Annotated in this window: 13 protein-coding genes and 1 tRNA gene; 9 read left to right on the forward strand and 5 right to left on the reverse strand. The window is 74.7% G+C overall.

What is annotated here, in order from left to right; genetic code table 11:
• Window positions 1–66: 66 nt before the first annotated feature.
• Together AB0I73_RS15245 and AB0I73_RS15250 are read right to left on the reverse strand one after the other, a co-directional pair.
• A complete protein-coding gene (locus tag AB0I73_RS15245) occupies window positions 67–1476 on the reverse strand; it encodes a HAMP domain-containing sensor histidine kinase (RefSeq protein ID WP_363037437.1) in 1410 nt (469 codons plus the stop codon).
• Window positions 1473–2192, reverse strand: a complete 720-nt coding sequence (locus AB0I73_RS15250; protein ID WP_363037439.1) for a response regulator transcription factor — start codon at window positions 2190–2192, stop codon at window positions 1473–1475. The genes AB0I73_RS15245 and AB0I73_RS15250 overlap by 4 nt, the downstream gene beginning before the upstream one ends.
• A gap of 109 nt (window positions 2193–2301) precedes the next feature.
• On the opposite strand from AB0I73_RS15250, the gene AB0I73_RS15255 reads away from it, so the two are divergent.
• The gene (locus AB0I73_RS15255; protein WP_363037441.1) at window positions 2302–2979 is read left to right on the forward strand and encodes a hypothetical protein; all 678 of its coding nucleotides are present in this window, start codon (window positions 2302–2304) and stop codon (window positions 2977–2979) included.
• A gap of 25 nt (window positions 2980–3004) precedes the next feature.
• On the opposite strand, the gene AB0I73_RS15260 is transcribed toward AB0I73_RS15255, so the two are convergent.
• Together AB0I73_RS15260 and AB0I73_RS15265 are read right to left on the reverse strand one after the other, a co-directional pair.
• On the reverse strand, window positions 3005–3874 hold the full coding sequence (locus AB0I73_RS15260) for a fused MFS/spermidine synthase (RefSeq protein ID WP_363037443.1): 870 nt from the start codon (window positions 3872–3874) through the stop codon (window positions 3005–3007).
• A gap of 74 nt (window positions 3875–3948) precedes the next feature.
• The gene (locus tag AB0I73_RS15265; RefSeq protein ID WP_363037445.1) at window positions 3949–4395 is read right to left on the reverse strand and encodes a hypothetical protein; all 447 of its coding nucleotides are present in this window, start codon (window positions 4393–4395) and stop codon (window positions 3949–3951) included.
• Between the two features lie 252 nt (window positions 4396–4647).
• On the opposite strand from AB0I73_RS15265, the gene AB0I73_RS15270 reads away from it, so the two are divergent.
• Window positions 4648–6117: a hypothetical protein gene (locus tag AB0I73_RS15270; RefSeq protein WP_363037447.1), complete on the forward strand. Its 1470-nt coding sequence runs from the start codon at window positions 4648–4650 to the stop codon at window positions 6115–6117.
• Between the two features lie 162 nt (window positions 6118–6279).
• On the opposite strand, the gene AB0I73_RS15275 is transcribed toward AB0I73_RS15270, so the two are convergent.
• Window positions 6280–6876, reverse strand: a complete 597-nt coding sequence (locus AB0I73_RS15275) for a histidine phosphatase family protein (protein ID WP_363037449.1) — start codon at window positions 6874–6876, stop codon at window positions 6280–6282.
• Between the two features lie 190 nt (window positions 6877–7066).
• Here AB0I73_RS15275 and AB0I73_RS15280 point away from each other — a divergent pair, with 190 nt between their 5' ends.
• The 7 genes from AB0I73_RS15280 (at window position 7067) to AB0I73_RS15310 (ending at window position 13932) form a co-directional block, all read left to right on the forward strand.
• A complete protein-coding gene (locus AB0I73_RS15280) occupies window positions 7067–8077 on the forward strand; it encodes a phosphatase PAP2 family protein (protein WP_363037451.1) in 1011 nt (336 codons plus the stop codon).
• Window position 8078: 1 nt separating this feature from the next.
• Complete coding sequence (locus tag AB0I73_RS15285; protein ID WP_363037506.1) at window positions 8079–9206, forward strand: hypothetical protein; 1128 nt, start codon at window positions 8079–8081, stop codon at window positions 9204–9206.
• On the forward strand, window positions 9197–10822 hold the full coding sequence (locus AB0I73_RS15290; protein WP_363037453.1) for a hypothetical protein: 1626 nt from the start codon (window positions 9197–9199) through the stop codon (window positions 10820–10822). The genes AB0I73_RS15285 and AB0I73_RS15290 overlap by 10 nt, the downstream gene beginning before the upstream one ends.
• A 196-nt stretch (window positions 10823–11018) precedes the next feature.
• Window positions 11019–12371 (forward strand): AAA domain-containing protein, encoded by a 1353-nt coding sequence (locus AB0I73_RS15295; RefSeq protein WP_363037455.1) that lies wholly within the window; start codon window positions 11019–11021, stop codon window positions 12369–12371.
• Between the two features lie 347 nt (window positions 12372–12718).
• A complete protein-coding gene (locus AB0I73_RS15300; RefSeq protein WP_109380878.1) occupies window positions 12719–13084 on the forward strand; it encodes a hypothetical protein in 366 nt (121 codons plus the stop codon).
• A 166-nt stretch (window positions 13085–13250) separates the two neighbouring features.
• On the forward strand, window positions 13251–13868 hold the full coding sequence (locus AB0I73_RS15305; RefSeq protein WP_363037457.1) for a bifunctional DNA primase/polymerase: 618 nt from the start codon (window positions 13251–13253) through the stop codon (window positions 13866–13868).
• Window positions 13859–13932: transfer RNA gene (locus AB0I73_RS15310), tRNA-Lys, on the forward strand. Before AB0I73_RS15305 ends, AB0I73_RS15310 begins: the two co-directional genes overlap by 10 nt.
• Window positions 13933–13960: the final 28 nt, after the last annotated feature.

A 13960-nucleotide genomic window follows, 5' to 3' on the forward strand; every position in this document is an offset into this window, starting at 1 on the left:
GGCCGCGCCCCGTCGGCCGGTCCGGCCCGTGGATCAAGAGTGGATCAAGCGTGGATCAGGAGCGGATCAGGACCTGAAGGTCGGTGTCAGCCGGCCGGGACGGCGGCGGCGCACGGTCCCCCGGTGGCCGCGGCCCCGTCCGTACTGCCTCCGGGGAGCCCCCTCCCGGCCGTCGAGCTGGATCCAGACGCGCACCTCGGTCCCGCCGAGCATCGACGAGCCGATCCGTACGTCCCCGCCGGTGGCCTCCGCGAGTCGGCGCACGATGTCCAGGCCGAGGCCGGTGGAGCCGTCGCTGCCGGAGCCCCGGCCGCGGGCCATCGCCGCCTCCGGGTCGGGTATGCCGGGGCCCGCGTCGGAGACGAGCACGATCACCGCGTCCTCGCCGTTGTGCAGGTCGACGGCGAAGGCGGTGCCCTCGGCGGTGTGCCGGAACACATTGCCGAGCAGGGCGTCGAGGGCGGCGGCCAGGTCGGCGCGGGCCACGGGGATGCGGACCGGGGCGTCCGCTCCGGCCACCCGCCATGTGCGGCCCTCGTCCTCGGCGAGCGCCGACCAGAACGCCATCCGTTCCCGGACCACCTCGGCCGCGTCGCAGCCGGCGCCGGGGCCGGCTGCGGCCGTCTGCGGTTTGGCGTCCCGCGCGGTGCGGATGATGGTGTCGACCTCGCGCTCCAGTTGCTCGACCGCCGCGCGGGTCTGCTCGGCGGCCGGTCCGTCGCCGAGGGAGGCGGCGTTCAGCCGCAGCACGGTCAGCGGGGTGCGCAGCCGGTGGGACAGGTCGGCGGCCAGTTCCCGTTCGTTGGCGAGGAGTTGGACGACCTGGTCGGCCATGGAGTTGAACGCCACGGCGGCCAGCCGCAGTTCGGTCGGCCCCTTCTCGGGCACCCGTGCGCCCAGCTTGCCCTCCCCCAGTTCGTGCGCCCCCTCGACCAGTCGCCGCGCGGGCCGCACCATCCGCACCCCCAGTCGGTCGGCGACCGCGACCGAGCCGAGGATGAGGGCGACGCCGACCCCCGCGAGCACCGCCCAGGCCGTGCCCACCCCGTTGCTGACCTCGGCCTCGGGGACGAACACCTCGACCACGGCGATCTCGCCGCTGCTGAGCGCGACCGGCTGGAGCAGCGTCGAGCCGCCGGACACCTTGGAGGTGGAGGCCCGCCCCAGTTTCCGTACCGCCTCGATGTCCTCGGCGGTGGCGCGGCGGCGCCCGATGTCGAGGGGCTCGGCATCGGCGCCGACGGGTATGTGCACGGCCATCGCGGCGTCGGACCCGGCAGAGGCGACGACGCGTTCGAGCTGGTCGCGGTCGGTGGTGATGGACAACGCGGGAGCGACCGCCGCGGCTTCCCGTTCGGCGTTGGAGAAGGCGCGGTCGCGGGCCATCTCGCGGATGACGAGGCCGAGCGGCACCGCGAAGGCGACCACGACCATCGCGGTCACCGCCACCGACACCTTCACCAGGGCCCATCTCATCGCGGTGACTCCGCCGCGGGCAGTCCCGCGGCCGGGGGTTCCAGTTTCACGCCGACGCCCCGCAGGGTGTGCAGATAGCGCGGCCGGGCGGCGGTTTCGCCCAACTTCCGCCGCAGCCAGGACAGATGGACGTCTATGGTCTGGTCGTCACCGTAGGACTGCTGCCACACCTCGGCGAGGAGTTCCCTGCGGGGGACGACGACTCCGGGCCGCCCGGCCAGGAAGGCGAGCAGGTCGAACTCCCGCCGGGTGAGGTCCAGTCGGGCACCGTCCAGTTCGGCCTGGCGGCGCAGCGGGTCGACGGTCAGCCCGCCGACCCGGAGCACCGGGGACGGCTCCGGCTCTCCCGCGCGGGAACGGGCCCGGCGCAGCACGGCCGCCATCCGGGCCGACAGGTGCTCCACCGAGAAGGGCTTGGTCAGGTAGTCGTCCGCACCGGCGTTCAACAGCCGTACGATCTCCGCCTCGTCGTCCCGCGCGGTGGCGATGATCACCGGCACGTCCGTGATCCCGCGCAGCATCTTCAGCGCCTCGGAGCCGTCGAGATCGGGCAGACCGAGGTCCAGGACGACGACGTCGAAACGGAAATGGGCGACCTCGCGCAGCGCCTCCAGCGCCGTCCCGACGCTGCGCACCAGGTGTGCGGCGTCGGCCAGTTGCCGGATGAGCGCCGAGCGTACGAAGGGGTCGTCCTCGACTACGAGAACACGTGCCATGGGCGGCACCGTACGCCATGCCGGGCGGCTCGGTGCGGGCCTGTGGACAACTCCGGACACCGCTGCGGGCGCGACACGTGCGGGGCGGGTGGGGCAGTATGGGCCGACGATGCGCAGAGGACTCGTACACGTACTGGCCTGGCTGCTCGCCACGGGCGCGGCGGTCACGCTGTCGTGGTGGGGTGTGCACACGGTGATGGCGGGCACGGCCTACGACCCGCCCCGCGCGCTGCCCATCACGGCGGCCGACGCGACGACACAGGAGTCGAGGCCGGTGTCGTCCTCGACCCGGCGCCCGACCGACGCGAAGGCGCCGGAAGCCGCCGACGACGCGGCGGACGCCGGGGACTCGAAGGACGTGCGGGACCCGAAGGGCTCCAAGGACTCCAAGGACTCCAAGGACTCGAAAGACCAGCAGAGTTCCCAGGGCTCCGGGGACGCCGCCGCGGACGCGCGGGAGCGGGAGTCGTCGGGGCGGTCGGCGGGCGAGCCCGACGGGGGGTCCCCCGACCCCGCCCGGGGCGGGGCCGACCCCACTCCGGCCGGCCCCGCCCCGGTCACCTCGGGCGAGGTCAAGGCGTACGACACCGACGGCGGCCGGGCGGTCTTCGACCTCGGCGAGACCTCCGCGTCCCTGGTGTCGGCGACGCCCGGGGCGGGCTGGTCGATGCAGGTGTGGAAGACGGAGTCGTGGATCCGGGTGGAGTTCGCGGCGGACGCGGACCGGGTGTCGGTCTTCTGCACCTGGCACGACGGCCCGCCGCGCGTGGAGATCAACGACTACTGACCGGGCGGCCCGGCCCCCTCGCCCGTCACCGGAACACCGACGGTGGTGGCGCCGGGGAGTCGACCGCCGCCAGGTCGCTGACCGGGGCGGCACCGCCGGTGAAGTCCCTGAGTTCCCGCCCGTGCGGGACGCGCCCGGGGTGCGGGTCGGAGGCGGCGCGGCGGGTCAGCTCGGCGATCGGCAGGGGCGCGTCGGAGGCGACCAGCACGGAGTTGCCGAAGCGTCTGCCGCGCAGCACCGCCGGGTCGGCGATCAGCGCGAGTTCGGCGAACCGGGCGGCGGCGGTGGCGATCTGGCCGCGCAGGTGGGCCAGCGGCGGCCCGTCGGCGAGGTTGGCGACGTAGACCCCGCCGGGGGCGAGGGCCCTGCGGACGTCGTCCAGGAACTCGGTCGAGGTCAGGTGGGCGGGGGTGCGGGCTCCGCTGAACACGTCGGCGACGACGAGGTCGGCCCATCCGTCCCGTACCTTCGCGAGCCCTTCCCGGGCGTCCACCGAGCGCACCCTGATCCGCGCCCCGGGGTCCGGCGGCAGTTCCCGGCGGACCAGTCGCACCAGCCGCGCGTCCCGTTCGACGACCTGTTGGGTGGAGCGGGGCCGGGTGGCGGCGACGTACCGGGCGAGGGTGAACGCGCCGCCGCCGAGATGCACCGCCCGCACGGGCCGGCCGGCCGGCACGGCGGTGTCGATGACGTGTCCGATCCGCCGCTGGTACTCGAAGGAGAGGTACGCCGGATCGTCCAGGTCGACGTGCGACTGCGGGGCGTCGTCGATCAGCAGCGTCCAGGCCCTCGGCCGTTCCCGGTCGGGGACGAGCCGGGCGAGCCCTCCGTCGACGCTCTCGACGACGGCTTCGACGGCGGCCCGCCCGCGTCCGGAGTTCCTGGACCTTCCCATGGGGCCATTGTCGCAACCCGCCCCGGACCGGCCCCGGCCGCCCCGAGCACCGCGCGCGTCCCGGCCCGGCAGACTCAGCGGCAGCCGTCCACCGCGTCGAGCAGGCGTCGTGCCGCCCCCAGCGCCTCCCGCAGGACCGCGGGATCGGTGGCGAGGCCGGCGTCGTCCTCGGGCGGCAGCAACCAGTCCGAGCCCTCCACCGGCGGCTCCTCGGACGCCGGGCTCAGCCCGCGGCCGTCGGTCTCCGTACAGGTGCTGCCCGGCACGTCCCACGCCGCGGCGGTCCCCGGCGGCACCAGGAACCCGAGTGTGCTCCCGCCGCCGTCGTGCAGTACGGGCCCCACCGCGTCCCCCGTCCCGGCCGCGCCGCGCCGGAGGATGTCCACCGCCTCCAGGCCCTGCCGGGCCGGAACCGTCACCACGTCGCAGCAGCCCGGCGGCCCGCCCGGCGGTCTGCCCGGCGGTCTGCCCGGCGGTCTGCCCGGCGGCGTTCGGGGTTCACTGTTCCGGCTGGTCACCATCCCGGCCTCCACGTTCCGGCTCCACCACACACGGGGTTCAACGCGACGGACCGTCATGGGCTACGGCGAAACCCAATAGCACAGAATGGCAGTTCATGGCGGATCACGGACGAGATATCCGGTTTGTGGCCAAACTTTGCGTGGCGACTCCGTCACAGCAGGTACGTTCTTGCCCGCCGGCAACAGAGCGGAGCGACGGATGGACCGCTCTGCCTCCGGCATGGTTCGACGGTTCGCAGAGAGGACCCGGCCATGGCGTCGTCAACGGTGCCCTCGTCCCAGCCCGACCGGCCACCACGGCCGAACCTCGTCTTCCGGCAACTGCGCGGAACGCGCTCGCCGGCCGAGTTCGCCGCGTCGGTCCGCAGGGCCGCTCGCGAGATAGGCGAGCGGGTCAGCTGTGACGCGCGGTACGTGCACCGGGTGGAGGCAGGCGAGATCCGCTGCCCCAACTACGCCTATGAACGGGTGTTCCTGCACATGTTTCCCGGCCGCACGCTGACCGATCTGGGCTTCGCGCCCCGCGCGTCGGTCCGCGGGCGCCGGGCGCGGGACGACGGGGAGACTCCCCCGGCGCCCGACGCGGCCCCGGCACCCGCCACGAGTGAGACCGGCGGGGGCCCTGAGCCGTATGACACGCAGAACCCGTACGACCCGCACCACCCGTACCACCCGTACCACACGCACCACAACTACGAGGAGAGCGACGTGCTGCGTCGCGCATTCATGACCGGCGGGGGCGCCACGGTGGCCGCCGCCTCACTGGGCCCGCTCGCCCTGGCCCCGGACGCCTCGGCGGCACAGCGCGCCGTACGCCGTCCCGGGGCGAGCGACGCGGGTGCCCTGGAAGACGCCGTCCGCCGGATCAGGCTGCTCGACGACCGGCACGGGGCCGACGGCCTCTACCGAAGGGCGGCGGCACCGCTGCGCGCCGCCTACGCCCTGCTCGACGCCGGGGCGACCCGGCAGCGGACGGCGGACCGGCTGTACGCGGGCGCCGGTGAACTGGCCATCTCGGTGGGCTGGCTGGCGCACGACTCGGGCCGGTTCGACGACGCCCGCTCGCACTACGCGGAAGCGCTGGCGACCGCGCGGGTGACCGGGGATCCCGGGCTGGAGGCGCACGCCTTCTGCAACACGGCGTTCCTCGCCCGCGACTCCGGCCGGCCCCGGGAGGCGGTGCGGGCGGCGCAGGCCGCGCAGCGGGCCGCGCGCCCGCTCGGCTCCGCCCGGCTGATGTCGCTGCTGGCGCTGCGCGAGGCGGGCGGCTGGGCCGGGCTCGCCGACCGGTCCGGCTGCGAGCAGGCGCTGGCCCGCGCGCAGGCCTACTTCGACCGCGGCCCCGCGCCGGCCGACCCCGAGTGGATGTCCTTCTACGGGGAGGCCGAGCTGGAGGGCCTGGAGGCGCAGTGCTGGTCGGCCCTGGGCGACTGGCCGCGGGCCGCCCGGCACGCGCGGCGGGCCGCCGAGCTCCAGAACCCGCACTTCACCCGCAACATCGCGCTGTACACGGCGGAGCTGGCGGACGACCTGGCCCGCGGCGGGCGCCCGGACGAGGCGGCGGCCGCGGGGATGCGGGTGCTGGACCTGCTGCCCGAGGTCCAGTCGTCCCGGGTCCGCACGATGCTGGCGGGCACGGCCCGCGTGCTCCTCCCGCACCGCCGCACCTCGGACGTGTCGGCCTTCCTGGACCGCCACGACTCCCTCCCCCGCACGACGTGACCGCCCCGAGCCGACCTCAGGCCCGGGCCGACCTCAGGCCCGGGCCGACCTCAGGCCCGGGCCGACGTCAGGTCCGGGCCGACGTCAGGTCCGGGCCGGCGTCAGGTCCGGGCCGACGTCAGGTCCGGGCCGGCGTCAGGTCCGGGCCGGCACCGGGTCGGCTCACCCCGCCAGGTGACCCAGGTCGTTCCAGCTCTCGAGGGCCGGCTCCCCGTACGCCCAGCCCAGGACCGACAGTGACGTCGGGTTGAGGCGGATGCGGGCCGCGAAGTCGAGCGGCAGCCCCAGCCAGCGGGCGCCGATCGAGCGCAGGATGTGTCCGTGGGCGAAGACCAGCACGTCCCGGTCGGCGGAGCGCGCCCAGGCGACCACCTCGTCCGCGCGGGCCGTCACCTCGGCGAGGGTCTCCCCCTCGGGCACGCCGTCGCGCCAGATCAGCCAGTCGGGGCGGTCCGCCCGTATCTCGTCGGGGGTCATGCCCTCGTACGCCCCGTAGTGCCACTCCATGAGGGTGTCCCAGGTCTGCGCGCGCTCGCCGAACCCGGCGAGCGCGCAGGTCTCCCGGGCGCGTACCAGCGGACTGGTGCGCACCTCGACGCCCGGCAGCCCGTCGTACGGCGGCCGGTGCAGGCGCTCACCGAGCAGCTTGGCGCCCTGCCGGCCCTCGTCCAGGAGCGGCACGTCGGTCCTGCCGGTGTGCTTGCCGGACAACGACCATGCGGTCTGTCCGTGCCGGGCCAGCAGGATGCGCGGTGCCATGAGAGACCTTCCGGGAGAAATCGGGGGCGGAACCCCTCCATCATCGCGCACCCTGGGGAGGGGCAACCCGGCGGGCGATCTCAGCGTCTATCAGGGCCGAAGGCACCCCATGGGGGGCGCGAGTACGCCTAGAGTGGCTGATTCGGATCGCCGTGGGGCGGGAGTGAGCGTGAAGGGGGAGGGCGATCGGATGCCGCACACCGAGACACCGGGTACCGAAGGGGCCCCGGCGATCCGGCTGCGCTGGTGGACCGAGCTGCCGCTGATCCTCCTCGTGTACGCCTGTTACTCGGCGGGGCGCCTGTTGGTCCGGGGCGACGTCACCGACGCCGTGGACCACGGACTGGCGATCCTGCGCATCGAGCAGGCGCTCCACCTCAACGCCGAGCACCCGCTCAACCGGCTGTTCACGCGCGAGCCGTGGCTGGGCATACCGGCCGACTTCTGGTACGCGTCGCTGCACTACCTGGTGACGCCCGCGCTCCTGGTCTGGCTGTTCCGTTCCCACGCGGTGCGCTACCGCGCCGCCCGCACCTGGCTGATGACGTCCACCTTCATCGGGCTGATCGGCTTCACCCTGCTGCCCACCTGCCCGCCCAGGCTGCTCGACGCGAGCCACGGTTTCGTCGACACCATGGCCCAGTACAGCTCGTACGGCTGGTGGGCCGGTGAGGCCAGCGCCCCGCGGGGCCTGGGCGGGCTGACCAACCAGTACGCGGCGATGCCGAGCCTGCACGTGGGCTGGGCCCTGTGGTGCGGTGTGATCCTGTGGCGGATCGGCGGAACCCGGACGGCGCAGACCACGAGGGCGGCACGGGCGGCGAGGACGGCCGCCGTCGGCTATCCGCTGGTGACGGTCGTCGTGGTGATGGGCACCGCCAACCACTACTTCCTGGACGCGGTCGCGGGTGCCGCCGTGATGGGCGCCGGGCTGCTGCTCGCCCCCGTCGTGACGCGGTACACGGACCGGGTGAGGGCCCGTCTGCTGCCGCGCCCGGCGCCGACCCCGGCGGCCTCTCCCGTCCCGGGTTCCCCGATTGTCAGTGCCGGATGCCAGACTTCCGCGGGTGAGCAATTTCCACGACAGCGGCCACGGCAGCGGCAGTTCGAGCCACGGTCCGCCCCGGAAACCGAGCCGGGCGGCGCTCCCCCCTCCGACCAGGGGGAAGGAGCCCCGGCCGCTCCGGCACCGGCTCGCTGAGCTGCGCGGTCCGGACGTGTCGGCGAAGGCGCTGGACGCACGCGCCCTGGCCGCCCTGGCCGCCAACCCGGGCTGCGCGCGCCGCGCGATCCTCGACGGCGCGGGCGTGGACAAGGCGAGACTGGCGGGCGCGCTGGGCTCGCCCTCGGTCTTCGGCCAGTCCCAGTTCGCGTTCGTCCGGGGCAACGCGTTCGAGGCCCGGGTCAAGGCGGACGGCGGTACGGAGCTGCTGCGGCTCGTCCACGAGAAACTGGACCGCTCCGCGGAACCGCCCGCCGGCGCGCGGGTGCCGGACCTGACCGCGTCCGGCCCCCGGGGGCGCGCCGCGCGCACGGAGTTGGCGCTGGGCGAGGCCGCGCGGGCGCGGGACGGGTGGACACTGCTCGACCACCCCCTGCTCGCGCTGGACGTCGCGGGCTCGCCGGCCTTCCTGGAACCGGACGCGGTGGTGGTGCACCCGGACGGCAGCTGGACGGTCGTGGAGATCAAGTCCTTCCCCATGCTGGACGGGGCGGCGGATCCGGCGAAGGTCGGCGCGGCGGCCCGGCAGGCGGCGGTGTACGTGCTGGCGCTGGAGGAGGTCGCCGCCCGCCTCACCACCGTCCCGGCCCCCCGCGTGCGGCACAGGATCCTGCTGGTGTGCCCGAAGGACTTCTCCAACCTGCCGACCGCGTCCGCCGTGGACGTGCGCAAGCAGCGCGCGGTGACCGCCCGCCAGCTGGCCCGGCTCACCCGGATCGAGGACATCGCCGGTGCGCTCCCCGAGGGCACCTGTTTCGCGCCCGAGCTGCCCCGCGAGCGGCTCACGGCGGCCGTGGAGTCGGTCCCGGCGAGCTACGCGCCGGAGTGCCTGTCCGCGTGCGAGCTGGCCTTCCACTGCCGGGACCGTTCCCGCGCGCAGGGCGCGGTGACCTCTCTGGGCCGCCCGGTCCGTGCCGAACTGGGCGGTCTGACGACGGTCGAGGACGTGCTGGCGGCGGCCCGCGGCGAGGCCGGCGATCCCGACGACCCGACGGTGGCCGCCCTGCGCAGGGCGGCGGCGCTGCGGGCGGAGGCCCTCGCCGACGCACAGGCCCCCGTCGGCGCACAGGCCCTCACCGGCCGCCCGGAGGTGGCCCCTTGTCGCTGATCGCCACCCTGGCCCGCCTCGAGGCCGTCAGCACCGGTCGCGCCCAGCCCGCCGCCACCGTCCGGCACCGGCATCTGTCCGAGCGGCCGCTGGTGTTCGTGCCGCTGATCACCGCCGGTGAGGCGGGTGCCCCGCTCGGCGCGCTGGTGGGCACCGACCGGGACGCGCCGCGGCTGCTGGCCGTGCCGCAGCCGCGCGACCGGGACCTCAGGTTCGCGTTCCTGGCCGAACTGGCCGACGTGGTCCTGCCGTACGTGGACGGCTGCGCCGAGGCGGTGGAGGCCGCGGAACGCAGCGAGACCGACCCGGAGACCGGAAAGCGGGTCAAGGTCGAGGTGGAGCTGTGCGCGGACGCGCCGCAGCTGATCGTGCCGAGCCGGGCCGGCGTCGACCTCGTACGGCTCCTCGGCCGCTCCACCCGGTTCCGGCGCACGGCGGAGCAGGACCCGGAGGCGCCCTTCCCGGCACCGCCCCGGGTGCCGTTGCTGGGGCGGTGGCTGACGCACTTCGGGGAGCGGGCCCGGGTACCCGGCTCGTCGCTCCTGACGGCCATGACGGATCTGCTGGGCCGGCACTGGGCGACCGGTCAGTCCACGCTGGAGGACCAGCACCTGGGGGCGCTGCTCGCCTGGATCGACCCGCCCGAGGGACGCTCCGGGGCCGAGGCGGCGCGGGAGGCGGAGCTGGCGCGGGACGCCGGCGGGCAGCTGCTGTGTCCGCCCGCGGGCCCGGCGACCGACCCCGCGTTCGACAACAAGCTGCTCGCCCCGGCCGTCGAGCGGTACGACCGCGCCCGCAGCGCGCTCGCCGCCGCGGAGGACGGTCTGGAGGCCGACGACCGGCTCGGCGCGCTGACCGCCGCCGAGCGGGAGATCCGCGCGCTGGTCCTGAGCCGTACGCGGCCCACCTGGGACGCGGTGTGGCGGGGCCTGGACCTGCTGCGCGCGCTGCCGGAGGGAGCGCGCGTCGAGGAGCGGTGGACGCGCGACCGCTGGTCGTTCACCGGTCACCGGGAGCGGGTGCTGGCCGGTGAGCCGCCGCAGCCGCGCCGCGACGACGCGGTGACGGCGGCCGGCAAGCTCGCCACGCGCGAGCGGGAGCAGGCCCGGCTGGAGGCCCAGGAGGCCCTGGACGACCCGTTGGTGATGGCGGGCCGGCGGCTGTCCGGGGAGGCGTTCGCGGGCGAGGTCGTCGAGGTCGTCATGGCGTACAGCGAGAGCAAGCGGCCGAGCCCTCGCCCGCTGGTCACCGTCCGGACGGACGACCGCCCGTACCTGGGCGAGCGGGCCAGGGTGTACCGCTCGCTGGGCGGGAAGCCGCAGACGGCCGAGTTCGTCGCCGTGGAGGCCACGGAAGCCGGAGAAGCTGAGAAAGCGGACGGATCCCTGCTCGTCCTGCGGATCCTGGACAAGATGGGCCGCGGCAAGGAGCCCGAGGCGGGTTCGGTGCCGGAGAAGGGCGACCGGCTCTGCTTCACGCTGTTCGAGCACGAGCCGCGCGGCGGGGCGAAGCTCCCCGACCCGGAGGAGACCCCGTGGACCCACGGCGGCCCGCCCGGTGCCGCGGCCGCCGCACCGGAGGCCGCCGACCCGGTGACCGAGGAGGACCTCCTTTGAACCCTCCCCCTCGCGAACGAGGAGGATTCCTGGCTCACGCTGCCCCGTCGCTCAGCGAACGACCAGGTCTTACGCGATCAGCACCAGCCGGGTTGGAACCAGCCCGGTTTCCCCAGAGATCGGAGGTTGTCGTGCCGGCTTGGCTCTCGCTCAGCACACCGCGACACTGCCATCCGCCAACGGACTGGAACTCTCAGTGACCACCCTTGTCCAAGAGGCCGCCTTCGACCCCGGCGCGGCGGCCACCCGTGCCACCGACGCGATCCTGGGCGACACGCTGCACGGCACCGCGCGCGGTGTGGTCGTCGACTCCCCGCCCGGCGCCGGAAAGTCCACGCTGGTGGTCCGCGCGGCCCTGGAACTGGCCGCGGCGGGGCGCCCGTTGATGGTGGTGGCACAGACCAACGCGCAGGTCGACGACCTGGTCCTGCGGCTCGCCGAGAAGAACCCGGACCTGCCGGTCGGCCGGCTGCACAGCAGCGACACCGACCCGTACGACAAGGCGCTGGACCGGTTGGAGAACGTCCGCAAGTCGGCGAAGGCGGCCGATCTCGCCGGGCTCGACGTGGTCATCTCCACGGCCGCCAAGTGGGCGCACGTCAAGGGCGTCGAACCGTGGACGCACGCGATCGTCGACGAGGCGTACCAGATGCGCTCGGACGCGCTGCTCGCCGTGGCGGGGCTGTTCGAGCGGGCGCTGTTCGTGGGCGACCCGGGGCAGTTGGACCCGTTCTCGATCGTGGGCGGCGAGCAGTGGGCGGGCCTTTCCTACGACCCGTCCGCGTCCGCCGTGACGACCCTGCTCGCCCACAATCCCGAACTGCCGCAGCACCGTCTGCCGGTGTCGTGGCGGCTGCCCGCCTCGGCGGCGCCCCTGGTGTCGGACGCGTTCTACCCGTACACGCCGTTCCGCAGCGGCACCGGCCCCGGTGACCGGCGGCTCACCCTCGGTGTCCCGTCGGACGGCTCGGGTCCGGACCGGGTGATCGACGAGGCCGCCGAGTCCGGCTGGGGCCTGCTGGAGCTGCCCGCCCGGCACACCCCGCGCACCGACCCGGAGGCGGTCCGGGCGGTGGCCCTGGTCGTCCGCCGGCTGCTGGACCGGGAGGGCGCCACGACCTCCGAGCGCCCCGCCCCCGACCCGGTTCCGCTCACCGCCGACCGGATCGCCGTCGGCACCGCCCACCGGGACCAGGCGGCGGCGGTCCGGGCGGCGCTGGCCGAGCTGGGCGCGGCGGACGTCACCGTCGACACGGCGAACCGGCTCCAGGGTCGGGAGTTCGACGTCACGGTGGTGCTGCACCCGCTGTCCGGCCGCCCCGACGCCACCGCCTTCCACCTGGAGACCGGCAGGCTGTGCGTGCTGGCCTCCCGGCACCGGCACGCCTGCATCGTGGTGTGCAGGGCGGGCGTGGGCGAGCTGCTGGACGCCTACCCGTCGACGGAACCGGTCCAGCTGGGCACCCTCGTGAAGTTTCCAGATGGCTGGGAGGCGAACCACTCGGTCCTGGCCCACCTCGCGGAACACCGGGTCTCATGGCAACCCTGACACCACTCCGATGCCTGCCCGGCAGGCGATCAGCACGACGCCGCCCCATCCGCCGGACGGAGTCCGGCACGCCGCCGGAGGCGGCCGACGGCTACAGCCCGGACGGCTGGGAGGCGAACCACTCGGTCCTGGCCCACCTCGCGGAACACCGGGTCGCATGGCGACCCTGACCGTCGCGGGCCCGGTCGTGCCTGCCCCGAGGCCCTCTTGCCAGGGCGCGGGACAATGGACGGTGGCCCACTCATCGGCGGGCCGACGTGACGTACGCGTACGACCGGCATGACGAGCACGACGTGTCCGACGTGTCCGACGTGTACGGCGAGAAGGCCAAGCAAGAGGGAGATGACATGGCGGAGCCCACGCCGCACCGGGACCGACCGCGGCTACGCCCCGCGCCCCTGCTGTTCGAGCCCGCGGAGGCGGCCGCCGACCCGGAGCACTTCTTCGACCTGGAGTCGATCGACGACCCGCGCGCGCTGCTGGAGCGGGCGACGGAGCTGACGCTCGCGTTCCGCGCGGCGACGGACCGGGCGGTGGAGTTCCAGGCGGTGGCGGCGGCACAGCTGGCCGACCCTCGGCGCTTCGACCGGCTGACGCCGGCCGCCATCGCCGAGCGGGCAGAGTGGACCGAGGACTACGCGAAGAAGATGATCGAGTTCGGTCGGGACCTGCTGCACGGGAGTGAGGGCCGGGGGCACGCCGACCCGGTGTGAGCGGCGTGCACACGGTCACGCGCGCCCCCGCGCGACCGGCCGCCACCCTCGCCCCTCGAACAGGCGCGGCATATGCCAGGTGGGCAAGATACCGCCTCCCCGCCCCGGTGTCCTCGATTCCCGCAACTCTGGGAAACCGTTCCCTCACCGCGGGTAGACAGGCTCCATGAGCAGCGCACGCAGTGCACGCAAGGTATCCGACGTCAGCGGCGTCACCCCGGACGGCGCCGCTTGGCTCGCCTCCGCAGGAACGTATCCGCGCAGCACCCTCTCGCTCTGGGAGGAGCGGCCGCACGCGCCCGTCGTGCTGCCCTGCGGCTCCGCCTTCGACGTGGTGAGCGCCCCCTCGACCTTCGGGCGCCGGATGCTGGACCGGATGTGGGACGAGGGGCCGGGTTCCGGCCCGGTGGCCGAGTTCCGCGGCCGGATGCTGCTGTTCTCGGCACCCGGCACCGCCCAGCGGCTGCCGGCGCTGCTGGAGTGGGAGGAGTGGGACGCCCGCGGCAGGACGGCCGGGGAGGCGGGCCGTACGGGCGCCGTCCCGCCCCTGCTGTGCCACGGCACCGGCGACGCGGTGACCGTTCCGGCCCCGGATCCCGGCGACCGGGCGGACCGCTCCGGCTCGCGCTGGCTGGTCGCCCCGGACACGCGTCACCCCTGGTTACCGGGCCCGGAGGTGCTGCTCTGGGCGGCCGTACGGGCGGCGTGCGCGGCCGTGCGGATATCGATTTTTCCTCCTGCCGACCAGGGTGCTAATGTCTACGACGTCAGCAGGCGCCGCTAGCTCAGTTGGTTAGAGCAGCTGACTCTTAATCAGCGGGTCCGGGGTTCGAGTCCCTGGCGGCGCACGACACGTGAAAGGCCCCTTGCGAAAGC

This window comes from Streptomyces sp. NPDC050388, assembly GCF_040655635.1.
GTDB lineage: Bacteria > Actinomycetota > Actinomycetes > Streptomycetales > Streptomycetaceae > Streptomyces.

Bases quoted from the DNA above. Each gene is read 5' to 3' on its own strand.
- AB0I73_RS15300 (WP_109380878.1), top strand. From the start codon at position 12,719: ATGGCGGAGCCCACGCCGCACCGGGACCGACCGCGGCTACGCCCCGCG.
- AB0I73_RS15250 (WP_363037439.1), bottom strand. From the start codon at position 2,192: ATGGCACGTGTTCTCGTAGTCGAGGACGACCCCTTCGTACGCTCGGCG.
- AB0I73_RS15270 (WP_363037447.1), top strand. From the start codon at position 4,648: ATGGCGTCGTCAACGGTGCCCTCGTCCCAGCCCGACCGGCCACCACGG.
- AB0I73_RS15260 (WP_363037443.1), bottom strand. From the start codon at position 3,874: ATGGGAAGGTCCAGGAACTCCGGACGCGGGCGGGCCGCCGTCGAAGCC.
- AB0I73_RS15280 (WP_363037451.1), top strand. From the start codon at position 7,067: ATGCCGCACACCGAGACACCGGGTACCGAAGGGGCCCCGGCGATCCGG.
- AB0I73_RS15255 (WP_363037441.1), top strand. From the start codon at position 2,302: ATGCGCAGAGGACTCGTACACGTACTGGCCTGGCTGCTCGCCACGGGC.
- AB0I73_RS15275 (WP_363037449.1), bottom strand. From the start codon at position 6,876: ATGGCACCGCGCATCCTGCTGGCCCGGCACGGACAGACCGCATGGTCG.
- AB0I73_RS15245 (WP_363037437.1), bottom strand. From the start codon at position 1,476: ATGAGATGGGCCCTGGTGAAGGTGTCGGTGGCGGTGACCGCGATGGTC.
- AB0I73_RS15305 (WP_363037457.1), top strand. From the start codon at position 13,251: ATGAGCAGCGCACGCAGTGCACGCAAGGTATCCGACGTCAGCGGCGTC.
- AB0I73_RS15265 (WP_363037445.1), bottom strand. From the start codon at position 4,395: ATGGTGACCAGCCGGAACAGTGAACCCCGAACGCCGCCGGGCAGACCG.